The sequence below is a fragment of the Streptomyces abyssomicinicus genome (assembly GCF_008974245.1).
GTDB lineage: Bacteria > Actinomycetota > Actinomycetes > Streptomycetales > Streptomycetaceae > Streptomyces > Streptomyces abyssomicinicus.
Window position 1 is genome coordinate 1 of record NZ_BBZI01000008.1, and the last position, 15,479, is coordinate 15,479.

Genomic DNA, 15,479 nt, shown 5'->3' on the forward strand with positions numbered 1-15,479 from the left:
CCCCTGCGGGCGCAGGCCCGCCGCTCCGCGGGCGGAGCGCAAACCCGCCGCTCTGCGGGCGGCTGGGCCGCCCAGGGGGCGGCACGGGCGGGCGCAGGGCGGCGCCTCTGCGGCGAGCGGTCCGCTCCACCACGCCCAAGCCGGCGGCGCCGTACGCACAGACCTCCCAGCGGCGTGCACAACCTAGGCCCCAGGCGGACAGCACTGTCATCCCCCGCCCCGCCCCCTTCCCAGGGGGCCAAGGTTCCGCGGAGCGAGCCGTCACGTGCGCACGTGAGCCCTGCGCCCACCCGTGCCGCCCAGCGGCACGACTGCCCGCAGACGGAACAGGGCGGCACCGGCGTCACGGCTGCGCGCAGGCTGCACGGGCTGGGCCACCGGCCGGGGGAACGACGGAGCCGCCGCGTCTCCTGGGGGCCAGGGGGCGCGGCGGCTCGGTGACCGGGGGGACCCGGGAGGGGGCTCAGCGGTTGCTGGGGCCGCCCAGCTGGATTCCCGCCATGCGGGACCACTCGTACGGTCCCGTCCGAACCTTCGCGGCGAACTCCCCGTCGAAGTCCTCGTGCACGGTGATGCCCGCCTTCGCCACGGCCTCGCGGGCCACGTCGTACGTGGGGGCCACCAGATCGCCCCAGTCGCCGTCCTCGCCCACCAGGACGATCCGCGCACCCTTGCGACCGAGGTGGGCCACCTGCCCCTCCGCGCCGCCGTGCTTCGCGGCGAAGGAACCGATCTGCTTGGCGAGCCGCGCGGCACGCCGCTCCGTCCTCGCGTCCGGCCCGGTCGCCTCGTCAACCTGCTGCGTGTCTGCCATGGTCAGGATGCTACCGACGGGTAGCGGAACGGGCGACGCGAGGGGTGGGTGGCGTTGGCCACCCACCCCTCGCGTCGTGATGCGGTCGAGGGACCGGCTACCGCAGGAACGGGTCCACGGCGACGGCGACGAAGAGGACGGAGACGTAGGTGATCGACCAGTGGAAGAGCCGCATCTCCTTCAGCTTCGCGCCCGTGACCTCCGCCTTGGCGCGGCCCATGAGCGCGTGCGCCTCCCAGAGCCACCAGCCGCCCGCCGCCAGCGCCACGGCGGTGTAGAACCAGCCCGTGTAGCCCAGCGGCGTCAGCAGCAGGGAGACGGCGACCATCACCCAGCTGTAGATCACGATCTGGCGGGCGACCACCTTGTTGCCGGCCAGCACCGGCAGCATCGGCACGCCGGCCCGGGCGTAGTCGTCCTTGACCTTCATCGACAGCGGCCAGTAGTGCGGCGGCGTCCAGAAGAAGATGACCAGGAAGAGGACGACCGGCGCCCAGGAGAGCGAGTCGGTCACCGCGGACCAGCCGATCAGCACCGGCATGCAGCCGGCGATGCCGCCCCAGACGATGTTCTGCGCGGTGCGGCGCTTGAGGATCATCGTGTAGACGACGACGTAGAAGAAGAGCGCGCCCAGCGAGAGCCAGGCGGACAGCCAGTTGACCGTGAGCCCGAAGAGCACGGTGGAACCGACCGCCAGGGCGATGCCGAAGGCGAGGCATTCGCGCGGGCTGACCATGCCGGTGACCAGCGGACGCTGCGAGGTGCGGTCCATCAGCGCGTCGATGTCCCGGTCGTACCACATGTTCAGCGCGTTGGCCCCGCCGGCGGAGAGGTATCCGCCGAGGCAGGTCAGCAACACGAGCGAGAGGTCGGGGACACCCTGCTCCGCCAGGAACATCACCGGCACGGTGGTGATGAGCAGCAGTTCGATGATCCGCGGCTTGGTGAGCGCCACGAACGCCATGGCCCGGGCCCGGAACGGCCGGCGGTCCGGCCTCGGGCTGCTCGTCCCGAATACCGCCGCTGGACGGGATTCAACGGCCGTCACGCACACCCCTGACAGAGACATCCCAGCGAGCCCCCGCCGAATCGGACCTGTCGGAAAGGTCCGGCGAAGGCTCGCGCGTACCACGCCACTCTAGACGTTGCCCAGACCCCGCGATTCGCGGGGGTGCTCTCGTGTTGGCCGCACCCGCGGGGGAACCCGGCCGTGGAGCGTTCCGCGGTGCGTGACGTGCCCCGACGACCTGCCCTGCGGCACGCCCATGTGAGCGGACTCGAACGCAGAAGGAATGCCCATGTGAGCAGGCGCGAACGCAGAAGAATCAGGCCTGTGGCCACACTCTGGTCACAGGGGGGAACGCCGTGTTTGCAGGGGATAGGCTCGACCCGCCGACGGCCCGGAACCCCGTCGGTTGCACCGGTGAGCGCACATCTCACCGGCTTTCGACATGTGGAGAGGAGCCCTGACCCAGGGTGAGCAACAAGCCGACCACCACAGCCCTCGAGTGGACAGAGCTGGACCGGCGCGCGGTGGACACCGCCCGCATCCTGGCCGCTGACGCCGTACAGAAGGTCGGCAACGGCCATCCCGGTACGGCCATGAGCCTGGCGCCCGCGGCGTACACGCTCTTCCAGAAGGTGATGCGCCACGACCCGTCCGACGCCGACTGGGTGGGGCGTGACCGCTTCGTTCTCTCGGCCGGGCACTCGTCCCTGACCCTCTACACCCAGCTCTACCTGGCCGGTTTCGGCCTGGAGCTGGACGACCTGAAGGCCTTCCGCACCTGGGGCTCCAAGACCCCGGGTCACCCGGAGTACGGGCACACCACCGGCGTGGAGACCACCACCGGCCCGCTGGGCCAGGGTGTCGCCAACGCCGTGGGCATGGCGATGGCCGCCCGCTACGAGCGCGGCCTGTTCGACCCCGAGGCGCCGCAGGGCGAGTCGCCCTTCGACCACTTCGTGTTCTGCGTCGCCGGTGACGGCTGCCTCCAGGAGGGCATCGCCGCCGAGGCGTCCTCCCTGGCCGGCCACCAGAAGCTGGGCAACCTGGTCCTGCTGTGGGACGACAACCACATCTCGATCGAGGGCGACACCGAGACCGCGGTCTCCGAGGACGTCGCCAAGCGGTACGAGGCCTACGGCTGGCACGTCCAGCGGGTCGCGCCGCAGGAGAACGGCGACCTGGACCCGGCCGCGATCTACGAGGCCGTCCAGGCCGCGAAGGCGGTCACCGACCGGCCGTCGTTCATCGCGATGCGCTCCATCATCGCCTGGCCCGCCCCGAACGCGCAGAACACCGAGGCCGCCCACGGCTCGGCGCTCGGCGACGACGAGGTGGCGGCGACCAAGCGCGTGCTGGGCTTCGACCCGGAGCAGACCTTCGAGGTCTCCGACGAGGTCATCGGCCACACCCGCAAGGCCCTGGACCGCGGCCGCGACGCCCGGGCGGAGTGGGAGAAGCAGTTCCAGGCGTGGCGTCAGGCCAACCCGGAGCGGGCCGCCGAGTTCGACCGGATCGCCGCGGGCGAGCTGCCGGCCGGCTGGGAGCAGAAGCTCCCGGTCTTCGAGGCGGGCACCTCGGTGGCCACCCGTGCCGCGTCGGGCAAGGTGCTCCAGGCGCTGGGCTCGGTCGTGCCGGAGCTGTGGGGCGGCTCGGCCGACCTGGCGGGCTCCAACAACACCACGATCGACAAGACCAGCTCCTTCCTCCCCGAGGGCAACCCGCTGCCGGAGGCCGACCCGTACGGCCGCACCATCCACTTCGGCATCCGCGAGCACTCCATGGGCGCCGAGATGAACGGCATCGCCCTGCACGGCAACACGCGCGTCTACGGCGGCACCTTCCTGGTGTTCTCCGACTACATGCGCAACGCCGTCCGCCTGTCCGCGCTGATGCACCTGCCGGTGACCTTCGTGTGGACGCACGACTCGATCGGTCTCGGCGAGGACGGCCCGACCCACCAGCCGGTGGAGCACCTGGCCTCGCTGCGTGCCATCCCGGGCCTGAGCATCGTGCGCCCCGCCGACGCCAACGAGACGGCCATCGCCTGGCGCGAGATCATGCGCCGCTGGACGAAGGAGTTCGGCAAGGGCACCCCGCACGGTCTGGCGCTCACCCGCCAGGGCGTGCCGGTGTACGAGGCGAACGAGGACACCGCCCGCGGCGGCTACGTCCTGAAGGACGCCGAGGGTGGCGAGCCCCAGGTCGTCCTGATCGCCACCGGCTCCGAGGTGCACCTGGCCGTCGAGGCCCGCGAGCAGCTCCAGGCCGAGGGCGTCCCGACCCGGGTCGTCTCCATGCCGTCCGTCGAGTGGTTCGACGAGCAGGACCAGGCCTACCGCGACAGCGTGCTGCCCCCGTCCGTCAGGGCGCGGGTCGCCGTCGAGGCCGGCATCGGCCTGACCTGGCACCGCTTCGTGGGCGACGCGGGCCGGATCGTCTCGCTGGAGCACTTCGGCGCCTCCGCCGACGCCAAGGTGCTGTTCCGCGAGTTCGGCTTCACCGCCGAGAACGTGGCCGCCCAGGCCCGGGAATCCCTCGCCGCAGCCCGGCGCTGACGCTGATACCGACCAAGTAGGAGATGCAAAGAACCATGACAGACGCACTCAAGCGCCTCTCCGACGAGGGTGTGGCGATCTGGCTGGACGACCTGTCCCGCACCCTGATCTCGTCCGGCTCCCTGCAGGAACTGATCGACGACCAGCACGTGGTCGGTGTCACCACCAACCCGTCGATCTTCCAGAAGGCGATCTCCGAGGGCCACGGCTACGACGCCCAGCTCACCGACCTCGCCGCCCGCAAGGTGACGGTCGAGGAGGCGATCCGGATGATCACCACGGCGGACGTCCGCGACGCCGCCGACGTGCTGCGCCCGGTCTTCGACGCCACCGACGGCCGTGACGGCCGGGTGTCGATCGAGGTCGACCCCCGTCTGGCGCACAACGAGCGGGCCACGGTCGCCGAGGCCAAGCAGCTCGCCTGGCTGGTGGACCGCCCGAACACCCTGATCAAGATCCCGGCGACCCTGGCGGGCCTGCCCGCGATCACCGAGGTCATCGGTCTGGGCATCAGCGTCAACGTCACGCTGATCTTCTCGCTGGAGCGCTACCGCCAGGTGATGGACGCCTACCTGGCCGGTCTGGAGAAGGCGAAGGAGCGCGGCCTGGACCTGTCGAAGATCCACTCCGTGGCCTCCTTCTTCGTCTCCCGGGTCGACACCGAGATCGACAAGCGGATCGACGCCCTGGGCACCGACGAGGCCAAGGCGGTGCGCGGCAAGGCCGCCCTCGCCAACGCCCGTCTGGCCTACCAGGCCTACGAGGAGGTCTTCTCCTCGGACCGCTGGAACGCCCTGGAGCGCGCCGGCGCCAACCGCCAGCGTCCGCTGTGGGCCTCCACCGGCGTCAAGGACAAGGCGTACAAGGACACCCTGTACGTCGACGACCTGGTCGCGCCGAACACGGTGAACACCATGCCGGGCGGCACGCTCGAGGCCGTGGGCGACCACGGGCAGATCACCGGCGACACGGTCACCGGCACCTACGAGCAGGCCCGCGCCGACCTCGACGCCGTCGAGGCCCTGGGCATCTCGTACGACGAGGTCGTCGAGCTGCTGGAGAAGGAGGGCGTCGAGAAGTTCGAGGCCGCCTGGAACGACCTGCTCGGTTCGACCAAGGCCGAGCTCGAGAAGCTCGCCCCCTCGGAGGGCTAGACCTTGTCACCTTCCCCTGTCACCGGAGCGAACCCGCTCCGTGACGCCCTGGACCGACGGCTCCCGCGCATCGCGGGGCCGTCGGGCCTGGTGATCTTCGGCGTCACGGGCGACCTGTCCCGCAAGAAGCTGATGCCGGCGGTGTACGACCTCGCGAACCGTGGTCTGCTGCCGCCGGGTTTCTCCCTGGTGGGCTTCGCCCGCCGCGAATGGGCGGACGAGGACTTCGCCCAGGTGGTCCACGACGCGGTCAAGGAACACGCCCGCACGCCCTTCCGTGAGGAGGTCTGGCAGCAGCTCGCCCAGGGCATGCGCTTCGTCCAGGGCTCCTTCGACGACGACGAGTCGTTCGAGTCGCTGCGCTCCACCATCGAGGAGCTCGACCGCGCCCAGGGCACCGGCGGGAACTTCGCGTTCTACCTGTCCGTCCCGCCCGGTTCCTTCCCGGTCGTCATCCAGCAGCTGAAGAAGCACGGGCTGGCCGACCAGACGGGCGGCTCCTGGCGCCGCGCGGTCATCGAGAAGCCCTTCGGCCACGACCTGAAGTCGGCCGAGGAGCTGAACTCCATCGTGCACGAGGTGTTCGCCCCGGACCAGGTGTTCCGGATCGACCACTACCTCGGCAAGGAGACCGTCCAGAACATCCTGGCGCTGCGCTTCGCCAACCAGATGTTCGAGCCCCTGTGGAACCGGTCGTACGTCGACCACGTGCAGATCACGATGGCCGAGGACATCGGCATCGGCGGCCGGGCCGGCTACTACGACGGCATCGGCGCGGCCCGCGACGTCATCCAGAACCACCTGCTCCAGCTGCTCGCCCTCACCGCGATGGAGGAGCCCGCCTCCTTCGACGCGGACGCGCTGGCCGCCGAGAAGACCAAGGTCCTCGGCGCGGTGCGGCTCCCCTCGGACCTGGCCGCCGCCACCGTGCGCGCCCAGTACGCGGCGGGCTGGCAGGGCGGCGCCAAGGCGGTCGGCTACCTGGAGGAGGAGGGCATCGACCCGTCCTCCCGGACCGACACCTACGCCGCGATCAAGCTGGAGATCGACAACCGCCGCTGGGCGGGCGTCCCCTTCTACCTGCGCACCGGCAAGCGGCTGGGGCGCCGGGTCACCGAGATCGCGGTCGTCTTCCAGCGCGCCCCGCACTCCCCGTTCGGCCACACGGCCACCGAGGAGCTGGGGCAGAACGCGATGGTGATCCGCGTGCAGCCGGACGAGGGCATGACGGTCCGGTTCGGCTCGAAGGTGCCGGGCACCTCGATGGAGATCCGGGACGTCTCGATGGACTTCGCCTACGGCGAGTCGTTCACCGAGTCCAGCCCGGAGGCCTACGAGCGGCTGATCCTCGACGTCCTGCTCGGCGACGCCAACCTCTTCCCACGCACGGAGGAGGTCGAGCTGTCCTGGAAGATCCTCGACCCGATCGAGCAGTTCTGGGACACCGAGGGCTCCCCCGCCCAATATCCGGCCGGAACCTGGGGACCCGCAGAAGCGGACGAGATGCTCGCACGAGACGGACGGAGCTGGCGCCGGCCATGAAGATCGACCTCACCGACACCACGGCCAGCAAGATCAACAAGGCGCTGGTCCAGGGACGCCGCGCACTCGGCGCCCCCGCCGTCGGCATGGTGCTCACCCTGGTCGTCGTCACCGACGAGGAGAACGCCTACGACGCGATGAAGTCGGCGGCGGAGGCCTCCCACGAGCACCCCTCGCGGCTGCTGGTGGTCATCAAGCGGCACGCCCGCTCCCCGCGCGACCGCACCCAGTCGCGTCTGGACGCCGAGGTGCGGGTGGGCGCGGACGCGGGCGCCGGGGAGACGGTGGTGCTGCGGCTCTACGGCGAGGTGGTCAACCACGCCCAGTCGGTGGTCCTGCCGCTGCTGCTGCCGGACGCCCCCGTGGTGGTCTGGTGGCCGGTGAACGCGCCGCTGGACCCGGCCCAGGACCCGCTGGGCGCGCTGGCGCAGCGCCGGGTGACGGACACCTACGCCGCCGAGGACCCGGTGGGCGAGCTGCGCTCGCTGGCCGGTTCCTACACGCCCGGCGACACCGACCTGTCGTGGACCCGGATCACTCCGTGGCGGTCCATGCTGGCGGCCGCGCTCGACCAGGTGGTCTGCCAGGTCAAGGCCGTCGAGGTCGAGGGCGAGGAGTTCAACCCGAGCTGCGAGCTGCTGGCCATGTGGCTCGCCGACCGCCTCGACGTGCCGGTGCGCCGCACCCGCTCCGCCGGACCCGGCCTGACCGGCGTCCGGATGGACACCACCTGCGGCCGGATCACCCTGGACCGGGCCGACGGCACGCTGGCGACGCTCGCCATCGAGGGCCAGCCGGACCGGCAGGTGGCGCTCAAGCGGCGCGAGACCTCGGAGCTGATCGCCGAGGAACTGCGGCGTCTGGACCCGGACGAGACGTACGCGGCCGCCCTCCAGTACGGGGTGGACCGGCTGTACGCGGGGGCCGACGCCGCCCACGCCTTCGACGAGGGGTCCGCGGACGCCTCGCGGGAGGGGGCCGGCGCCACCGGAACCCCCGAGGCCGCCGAAGCCGACGCCGACGTGGCGGTGCCGGTGGCGGTACCGGAGGAGGACGTGGTGAAGGGTCCCGCCAAGCGGGCCGCCAAGCGCGGACCCGCCGTGAAGCGGGCGGCGGCCAAGTGAGCGGGGGCACGGCGCGGCTGCTGGTCCACCGCGACAAGGATCTGATGGCCCGGGCGGCCGCGGCGCGGCTGATCACCGCCGTGGCCGACGCCCAGGCCGAGCGGGGTCACGCCTCGGTGGTCCTCACCGGCGGCCGCAACGGCAACGGGCTGCTGGCCGCGCTGGCCGAGTCGCCCGCGCGGGACGCCGTGGACTGGGCCCGTCTGGACCTGTGGTGGGGCGACGAGCGGTACCTGCCGACGGGCGACCCGGAGCGCAACGTCACGCAGGCCCGCCGGGCCCTGCTGGACGCCGTGCCGGTGGACCCGTCCCGGGTGCACGCGATGCCGGCCTCCGACGGGCCGCACGGCGACGACGTGGAGGCGGCGGCGACCGCGTACGCGCGGGAGCTGGCGCTGGCGGCCGGGGACGGCCGCACGGTCCCGGAGTTCGACGTGCTGATGCTGGGCGTCGGGCCGGACACCCATGTCGCCTCCCTCTTCCCCGGTCTGCCGGGCGTGCGGGAGACCGGGCGCCCGGTGGTCGCCGTGCACGACGCCCCCAAGCCGCCTCCGGTGCGGGTGTCGCTGACGCTGCCGGCGATCCGGTCGGCGCGTCAGGTGTGGCTGCTGGCCGCCGGGGAGGACAAGGCGGAGGCCGCGGCCACCGTCCTGCGCGGCGGGGCCGACCCCGCCGACGCCCCCGCGGCGGGGGTGTACGGGCGGGAGAGCACGCTCTGGCTCCTCGACGCGGCGGCGGCCTCCAAGCTGTAGCCCATGCCGAAGCCCCCGGTGCCGACGAACGGTGCCGGGGGCTTCGCCGTGCCCACGCCCCGCCACGGCAAGGTCCAGCTCGTACGCACTCCCTGCGCCGGCCCGCCCGCCCCCCAGGCTCTCGGCTTCGCTCGAGCAGGTGAGGGTGCCCCCTGGCCGGAGTCCGGGGGCACCCCCACCCGCCCCCTTGGTGGCCCGGCCGGCCCGCACGGTGGGCGGCGCCCACGCGGCGGGCCGGCCGGTTCACCCTGCGGTGCGGGACGGGGGAACAGCCCGCGCGCGGCGGCTCCGGCGGCGCGAGGTCGGGGTCAGCGCCCCCGCAGCTCGCGGTACGTGGCGACCAGCGCCTGGGTGGACCCGTCCAGCCCCGGCACGTCCGCGCCCTCCGTGAGGGCCGGCTCCACGCGCTTGGCGAGGACCTTGCCCAGCTCGACGCCCCACTGGTCGAAGGAGTCGATGTCCCACACCGCGCCCTGGACGAACACCTTGTGCTCGTAGAGCGCGACCAACTGCCCCAGCACGGACGGCGTGAGCGCCTCGGCCAGGATGGTGGTCGTCGGGTGGTTCCCCAGGAACGTGCGGTGCGGCACCAGTTCCTCGGCGACACCCTCCTCGCGGACCTCCTGCGGCGTCTTGCCGAAGGCCAGCGCCTGCGTCTGGGCGAAGAAGTTGGCCATCAACAGGTCGTGCTGCGCCTCGAGTTCGGGGCTCAGGCCGTCCACCGGACGGGCGAAGCCGATGAAGTCGGCGGGGATCAGCTTGGTGCCCTGGTGGATCAACTGGTAGTACGCGTGCTGCCCGTTGGTGCCGGGCGTGCCCCAGACCACCGGTCCGGTCTGCCACTCCACCGGCCGTCCGTCGCGGGCCACGTACTTGCCGTTGGACTCCATGTCCAGCTGCTGGAGGTACGCCGTGAACTTCGACAGGTAGTGGCTGTAGGGCAGTACCGCGTGCGACTGCGCGTCGTGGAAGTTGTTGTACCAGATGCCCAGCAGGCCCAGCAGCAGCGGCGCGTTCTCCTCCGGCGGGGCGGTGCGGAAGTGCTCGTCGACCAGGTGGAAGCCGTCCAGCATCTCGCGGAACCGGTCCGGTCCGATGGCGATCATCAGCGAGAGGCCGATCGCCGAGTCGTAGGAGTACCGGCCGCCGACCCAGTCCCAGAACGCGAACATGTTCTCGGTGTCGATGCCGAACTCGGCGACCTTGCCGGCGTTGGTGGACAGCGCCACGAAGTGCTTGGCCACCGCCTCCTGACCGGCCCCCAGCTGCCCGAGCAGCCACGCGCGCGCCGACTTCGCGTTGGTCACCGTCTCGATGGTGGTGAACGTCTTGGAGGCGACGATGAACAGCGTCTCCTCCGCGTCCAGCCCCTGCAACGCCTCGTGCAGGTCGGCGCCGTCGACGTTGGAGACGAACCGGAAGGCCAGCGAGCGGTCGGTGTAGGCGCGCAGCGCCTCGTAGGCCATCGCGGGGCCGAGGTCGGAGCCGCCGATGCCGATGTTGACGACGGTGCGGATCCGCCTGCCGGTGTGGCCGGTCCAGCTTCCGGAGCGGACCCGGTCGGCGAAGTCCGCCATCTTGTCCAGGACGGTGTGCACCGCCGGCACCACGTTGGCGCCGTCCACCTCGACCGAGGCGTCGCGCGGGGCACGCAGCGCGGTGTGCAGGACGGCCCGGTCCTCGGTGATGTTGATCTTCTCGCCGCGGAACATGGCGTCCCGCAGGCCGGAGACGTCACGGGCGGCGGCCAGGTCGCGCAGCAGTCGCAGCGTCTCGTCGGTGACGAGGTTCTTTGAGTAGTCGATGTGGAGGTCGCCCACCCGCAGGGTGTACGCCCGGCCGCGGTCCGGCTCCGCGTCGAACAGCTCCCGCAACCGCACCTCGCCGAGCGCCTCGTGGTGCTTGGCCAGAGCGTTCCACTCCGGCAGCCGGTTGAGCCTCGGACGGCTCTCTGCGTTCATCGACTCTGCCCTCTTTCGTGCCTGCGAGCTTGCGTACCTGCGAGCTGTCGTACCTGCGAGGTGTGCGGGCCGCGTACCCGTGCGGCGGCCTCTGCCAACCTAGTTGATCGGTCCTGACATGGCGCGTTTGTCCACAGGCCGAAATCGCGGGCGACGGACGGCGGATCGCGCCGGGTCCGGGTGGTCGCGGGCACGACGCAACGGCCGGACGCCCTGTCGGCGCCCGGCCGTTGACGGCGGGTCAGATCTCGCCGCGCAGCTTGGCCAGCGCCTCGGCGAGGATCGCCTCGCCGTCGGCGTCGCTGCGCCGCTCCCGCACGTAGGCGAGGTGGGTCTTGTACGGCTCGGTGCGCGGCGGGTCCGGCGGGTTGTCCCTGTCCTGCCCGGCCGGGAAGCCGCAGCGCGGACAGTCCCAGGTGTCGGGGACCTGTGCGTCACTCGCGAAACTCGGCTGGGTCTCGTGCCCGTTGGAGCACCAGAAGGAGATGCGCAGCCTGGGCGCGGACTCACCGCGCTCGGCCTCGCCCATCGGCCCCGCCCCGACCCGACTTCCTCGGATCGCGTTGCCACTTGCCACGGTCGTAACTCCCTGCGTGATGGTGCCGCGAAGCTGGTCGGCGCAGCGCTTCGCCGCGAGCGCCCTCAGTAGGCCCGGACAGTCTACGTAAGGCCCAACGCGCGTCCAGTGACCTCAGTTGCGGTTCCCGAACAGACGCAGGCCCCATGATAGGCCGCCTCCCAGGAGGCGCACCCGTCATGGGGCCTTGCGCGTGGAGTGGATCCGGATCGAAGCCGTCTTCCCTCCGCCTTTCGGCCGACGGCGGTCGATCGGCGTCGATTTCCGGTCAGCTGGCGCCCGGGGTCTTCGTGATGATGGCGAGCACCACGATGGAGATGACCCACAGGATGCCGACGACCACGGTGATCCGGTCAAGGTTGCGCTCGGCGACCGAGGAGCCGCCGACGGACGACTGCATGCCGCCACCGAACATGTCGGAGAGGCCGCCGCCCTTGCCCTTGTGCATCAGCACCAGCAGCATCAGCAACGCGCTGAAGACGATCAGGGCGATCTGGAACCCCATAACCACAGCTGGACCAACTTCCTCGGATTCGGATGGGACGACGGGGGCCCGGCACCCCTGGCGACCTCACGCGTCTCGTGCGACACGCTGGTCAGGACACCGGACCCCGCAAGGGTACGACGAATCGTTCTCGCCGCCTACTCACTCCCGGTCGGCATCACCCACCGGGCACGCCCGGTCACTGGTCGCGGAACCGGACGATCTTCACGAACTCCTCGACGTCCAGCGAGGCACCGCCGATCAGGGCTCCGTCGATGTCCGGCTTGGACATGATCTCGGCGACGTTCCCGGACTTCACGGAGCCGCCGTACTGGATGCGGATCTTGTCGGCGACGTCCTGGGAGTACAGCTCGGCGAGCTTGCCGCGGATCGCCCGGCAGACCTCCTGGGCGTCGTCGGCGCCGCAGACCTGGCCGGTGCCGATGGCCCAGACCGGCTCGTAGGCGACGACGACCGCCTCGGCCTGCTCGGCCGGGACGTCCTTCAGGCCGCCCTCGACCTGGGCCAGCGTGTGCTCGACGTGGCGGCCGGCCTGGCGGACCTCGAGCTCCTCGCCCACGCACAGGATCGGCGTCAGCTCGTGCTTGAAGGCGGCCTTGACCTTGGAGTTGACGATCTCGTCGGTCTCGTTGTGGTACTGGCGGCGCTCGGAGTGGCCGACAGCCACGAAGGAGCACTTGAGCTTGGCCAGCATCGCACCGGAGATCTCCCCGGTGTAGGCGCCGGAGTCGTGCGCGGACACGTCCTGGGCGCCGTACTTGACCTTGAGCTTGTCGCCGTCGACCAGCGTCTGCACGGAGCGAAGGTCCGTGAACGGCGGCAGCACGGCGACCTCGACGGCCTCGTAGTCCTTCTCCGCCAGGGCGAAGGCGAGCTTCTGGACGTGGGCGATGGCCTCGAGGTGGTTGAGGTTCATCTTCCAGTTGCCCGCCATCAGCGGCGTACGGGTGGTCATCGGGTCAGTCCTCCAGTGCGGCGAGGCCGGGGAGCGTCTTGCCCTCGAGGTATTCGAGGGAGGCGCCGCCGCCGGTCGAGATGTGGCCGAAAGCGTTCTCGTCGAAGCCAAGCGTACGGACCGCGGCGGCGGAGTCTCCGCCGCCCACCACGGTGAAGCCCTTGGACTCGGTGAGCGCCTGCGCGACGGCGCGGGTGCCCTGCGCGAAGTCGGGGTGTTCGAACACGCCCATGGGGCCGTTCCAGAAGACGGTGGCGGCGTCGGCGAGCTTCCCGGCGTAGATCTCGCCGCTGCGCGGGCCGATGTCCATGCCCGCCTGGTCGGCCGGCATGGCGTCGGCGGCGACGGTGTCCGGGTTGGCCGGGGCCTTGGTCCTCAGGTCCGGGAACTGCGGCGTCACGAGGGCGTCGACCGGCAGGACGATCTCCACGCCGCTCTTCTCCGCGCGCTCCATGTACTCGGTGACGGTGGCGAGCTGGTCCTCCTGAAGGAGGGAGGTGCCGACCTCGTAGCCCTTGGCCTTGAGGAAGGTGAAGGCCATGCCGCCGCCGATCAGGATGCGGTCGGCCTTGCCCAGGAGCCGGTCGATCACGGCCAGCTTGTCGGAGACCTTGGCGCCGCCGAGGACCACCGCGTAGGGGCGGGCGACCTCGTCGGTGAGCTTCTTGAGGACCTCGACCTCGGCGGCGATCAGGTAGCCGGCGTAGTGCGGCAGACGGGCCGGCAGGTCGTAGACCGAGGCGTGCTTGCGGTGCACCGCACCGAAGCCGTCACCGACGTAGACGTCCGCGAGGGCGGCGAGTTCGTCGGCGAAGGCGCCGCGCTCGGCGTCGTCCTTGGAGGTCTCGCCCGCGTTGAACCGCAGGTTCTCGACCACGGCGACCTGGCCCGCCGCGAGGCCCTGGACCGTCTCCCGGGCGGCGGGGCCGACGGTGTCCTCGGCGAAGGCCACCGGTGCGTCCAGCAGCTCGCCCAGCCGCTCGGCGGCCGGGCGCAGGGTGAAGGCGGGGTCCGGCGCGCCCTTCGGCCGGCCCAGGTGCGAGGCGACGACCACCTTGGCGCCGGCCTCGGCGAGCGCCTTCACGGTCGGCAGCACGGCCCGGATGCGCCCGTCGTCGGTGATCCGGCCTTCCGCGAGCGGCACGTTGAGGTCGGCGCGGACGAACACGCGCCTGCCGTCCACTCCCTCGGCGAGCAGTTCGTCGATCGTCTTCATGCAGGGGACTCCTCGGTGTCTGAGCTGAATCGACTGAGCTGAATCGACTGAGCCGATTCAGACATGGAGCAGGGCCCGGACGGCGCCTCGCTGCGCCGTCCAAGCCCTGCTCTCACATCGGTGGATCTATAGGTTATGGCTCGACTCAGAGCTGGTTGCCGACGAAGACCGTCAGGTCGACGAGACGGTGGGAGTAGCCCCACTCGTTGTCGTACCAGCCGATCACCTTCACGGACTTGCCCTCCTGAACCATGGTCAGGGACGAGTCGAACGTGCAGGAGGCCGGCGTGGAGACGATGTCGGAGGAGACGATCGGGTCCTCGGTGAAGACCACGATGCCCTTCAGGGGGCCCTCGGCGGCCTTCTGGAAGACCGCGTTGACCTCTTCCTTGGTGGTCTCGCGGGAGAGCTCCACGACCAGGTCGGTGACCGAGCCGGTGGGGACCGGGACGCGCATGGCCATGCCGTCCAGCTTGCCCTTGAGCTGCGGGAGGACCAGGGCGGTCGCCTTCGCCGCACCCGTCGTGGTCGGAATGATGTTGACCGCCGCGGCCCGGGCCCGGCGCAGGTCCGAGTGCGGGAAGTCCAGGATGCGCTGGTCGTTGGTGTAGGCGTGCACCGTCGTCATCAGGCCCTTGACGATGCCGAAGTTCTCGTCGAGGACCTTCGCCATCGGCGCCACACAGTTGGTGGTGCAGGAGGCGTTGGAGATGACGTGGTGGTTCGCCGGGTCGTACTGGTTCTCGTTGACGCCCATCACCACGGTGAGGTCCTCGCCCTTGGCGGGGGCGGAGATCAGCACCTTCTTGGCGCCGCCGGCGAGGTGCTGGGCGGCGGCCTCGCGCTTGGTGAAGATACCGGTCGACTCGATGACGATGTCGACGCCGAGCTCGCCCCAGGGGATGTCCGCCGGGTTGCGCTCGGAGAGGACCTTGACGGTCTTCCCGCCGACCGTGATCGAGTCCTCGGTGTGGGTGACCTCCTCGGCCAGGCGGCCCAGGACGGTGTCGTACTTCAGCAGGTGTGCGGTGGTCGCGGTGTCACCAAGGTCGTTGACAGCCACGACTTCGACGTCCGCACCCTGGTCGAGCAGAGCCCGGAAGTAGTTGCGACCGATGCGGCCGAAGCCGTTGATGCCTACGCGGATCGTCACGAACCCATCTCCTTGTTGTGCGCCGGTACGGCAAAGCGGCCGCCCGGCGAGCTGCATGAGTTGTCCCCGACCGTCTCCGACCCTACCGCTCGCGCGGCCCGGAAGTGACATTGAGATGGCCCATACCCGGCAGGGCGCGGCTTACCCACCGGTAGCCGGACG

General features: G+C 71.0%; 13 protein-coding genes. 5 read left to right on the forward strand and 8 right to left on the reverse strand.

Annotated features, from left to right (window positions below):
* Positions 1 to 463: 463 nt before the first annotated feature.
* Both GBN72_RS17020 and GBN72_RS17025 read right to left on the reverse strand, forming a co-directional pair.
* Complete coding sequence (locus GBN72_RS17020) at positions 464 to 814, reverse strand: hypothetical protein (protein WP_151772700.1); 351 nt, start codon at positions 812 to 814, stop codon at positions 464 to 466.
* A gap of 97 nt (positions 815 to 911) precedes the next feature.
* Positions 912 to 1,868: a heme o synthase gene (locus tag GBN72_RS17025; protein ID WP_164540755.1), complete on the reverse strand. Its 957-nt coding sequence runs from the start codon at positions 1,866 to 1,868 to the stop codon at positions 912 to 914.
* Positions 1,869 to 2,290: 422 nt separating this feature from the next.
* Between GBN72_RS17025 and tkt the strand changes: the two genes are divergently transcribed.
* The 5 genes from tkt to pgl are packed head-to-tail and all read left to right on the forward strand — an operon-like array spanning position 2,291 to position 8,950.
* Positions 2,291 to 4,378 (forward strand): transketolase, encoded by a 2,088-nt coding sequence (tkt, locus tag GBN72_RS17030; protein WP_151772702.1) that lies wholly within the window; start codon positions 2,291 to 2,293, stop codon positions 4,376 to 4,378.
* 35 nt (positions 4,379 to 4,413) lie between these two features.
* Complete coding sequence (gene tal / locus GBN72_RS17035) at positions 4,414 to 5,532, forward strand: transaldolase (protein ID WP_151772703.1); 1,119 nt, start codon at positions 4,414 to 4,416, stop codon at positions 5,530 to 5,532.
* A gap of 3 nt (positions 5,533 to 5,535) precedes the next feature.
* A complete protein-coding gene (gene zwf, locus GBN72_RS17040; RefSeq protein ID WP_151772704.1) occupies positions 5,536 to 7,074 on the forward strand; it encodes a glucose-6-phosphate dehydrogenase in 1,539 nt (512 codons plus the stop codon).
* Positions 7,071 to 8,198 carry a glucose-6-phosphate dehydrogenase assembly protein OpcA gene (gene opcA / locus GBN72_RS17045; RefSeq protein ID WP_151772705.1) on the forward strand — a complete coding sequence of 376 codons (1,128 nt, stop codon included), beginning with the start codon at positions 7,071 to 7,073 and terminating at the stop codon, positions 8,196 to 8,198. Before zwf ends, opcA begins: the two co-directional genes overlap by 4 nt.
* Positions 8,195 to 8,950, forward strand: a complete 756-nt coding sequence (gene pgl, locus GBN72_RS17050) for a 6-phosphogluconolactonase (protein ID WP_281371840.1) — start codon at positions 8,195 to 8,197, stop codon at positions 8,948 to 8,950. Before opcA ends, pgl begins: the two co-directional genes overlap by 4 nt.
* Before the next feature lie 308 nt (positions 8,951 to 9,258).
* Here the strand turns inward: pgl and pgi are convergent, their stop codons facing one another.
* From pgi to gap, 6 genes are all read right to left on the reverse strand, one after another.
* Positions 9,259 to 10,911 carry a glucose-6-phosphate isomerase gene (gene pgi, locus GBN72_RS17055; protein ID WP_151772706.1) on the reverse strand — a complete coding sequence of 551 codons (1,653 nt, stop codon included), beginning with the start codon at positions 10,909 to 10,911 and terminating at the stop codon, positions 9,259 to 9,261.
* A gap of 241 nt (positions 10,912 to 11,152) precedes the next feature.
* Entirely contained in the window at positions 11,153 to 11,488 is a 336-nt protein-coding gene (locus GBN72_RS17060; protein WP_003957010.1) for an RNA polymerase-binding protein RbpA, read from the reverse strand.
* A gap of 268 nt (positions 11,489 to 11,756) precedes the next feature.
* Positions 11,757 to 11,993 carry a preprotein translocase subunit SecG gene (gene secG / locus GBN72_RS17065; protein WP_174887152.1) on the reverse strand — a complete coding sequence of 79 codons (237 nt, stop codon included), beginning with the start codon at positions 11,991 to 11,993 and terminating at the stop codon, positions 11,757 to 11,759.
* 178 nt (positions 11,994 to 12,171) lie between these two features.
* Complete coding sequence (tpiA, locus tag GBN72_RS17070) at positions 12,172 to 12,948, reverse strand: triose-phosphate isomerase (protein WP_151772708.1); 777 nt, start codon at positions 12,946 to 12,948, stop codon at positions 12,172 to 12,174.
* 4 nt (positions 12,949 to 12,952) lie between these two features.
* Complete coding sequence (locus GBN72_RS17075) at positions 12,953 to 14,164, reverse strand: phosphoglycerate kinase (RefSeq protein WP_151772709.1); 1,212 nt, start codon at positions 14,162 to 14,164, stop codon at positions 12,953 to 12,955.
* Between the two features lie 145 nt (positions 14,165 to 14,309).
* Positions 14,310 to 15,317, reverse strand: coding sequence for a type I glyceraldehyde-3-phosphate dehydrogenase (gene gap / locus GBN72_RS17080; RefSeq protein ID WP_151772710.1), 1,008 nt, complete (start codon positions 15,315 to 15,317; stop codon positions 14,310 to 14,312).
* Positions 15,318 to 15,479: the final 162 nt, after the last annotated feature.

Excerpts from the sequence above, each read along its gene's own strand:
- GBN72_RS17020 (WP_151772700.1), bottom strand. The coding sequence starts at position 814 with ATGGCAGACACGCAGCAGGTTGACGAGGCGACCGGGCCGGACGCGAGG.
- tal (WP_151772703.1), top strand. The coding sequence starts at position 4,414 with ATGACAGACGCACTCAAGCGCCTCTCCGACGAGGGTGTGGCGATCTGG.
- opcA (WP_151772705.1), top strand. The coding sequence starts at position 7,071 with ATGAAGATCGACCTCACCGACACCACGGCCAGCAAGATCAACAAGGCG.
- pgi (WP_151772706.1), bottom strand. The coding sequence starts at position 10,911 with ATGAACGCAGAGAGCCGTCCGAGGCTCAACCGGCTGCCGGAGTGGAAC.
- secG (WP_174887152.1), bottom strand. The coding sequence starts at position 11,993 with ATGGGGTTCCAGATCGCCCTGATCGTCTTCAGCGCGTTGCTGATGCTG.
- tpiA (WP_151772708.1), bottom strand. The coding sequence starts at position 12,948 with ATGACCACCCGTACGCCGCTGATGGCGGGCAACTGGAAGATGAACCTC.
- GBN72_RS17075 (WP_151772709.1), bottom strand. The coding sequence starts at position 14,164 with ATGAAGACGATCGACGAACTGCTCGCCGAGGGAGTGGACGGCAGGCGC.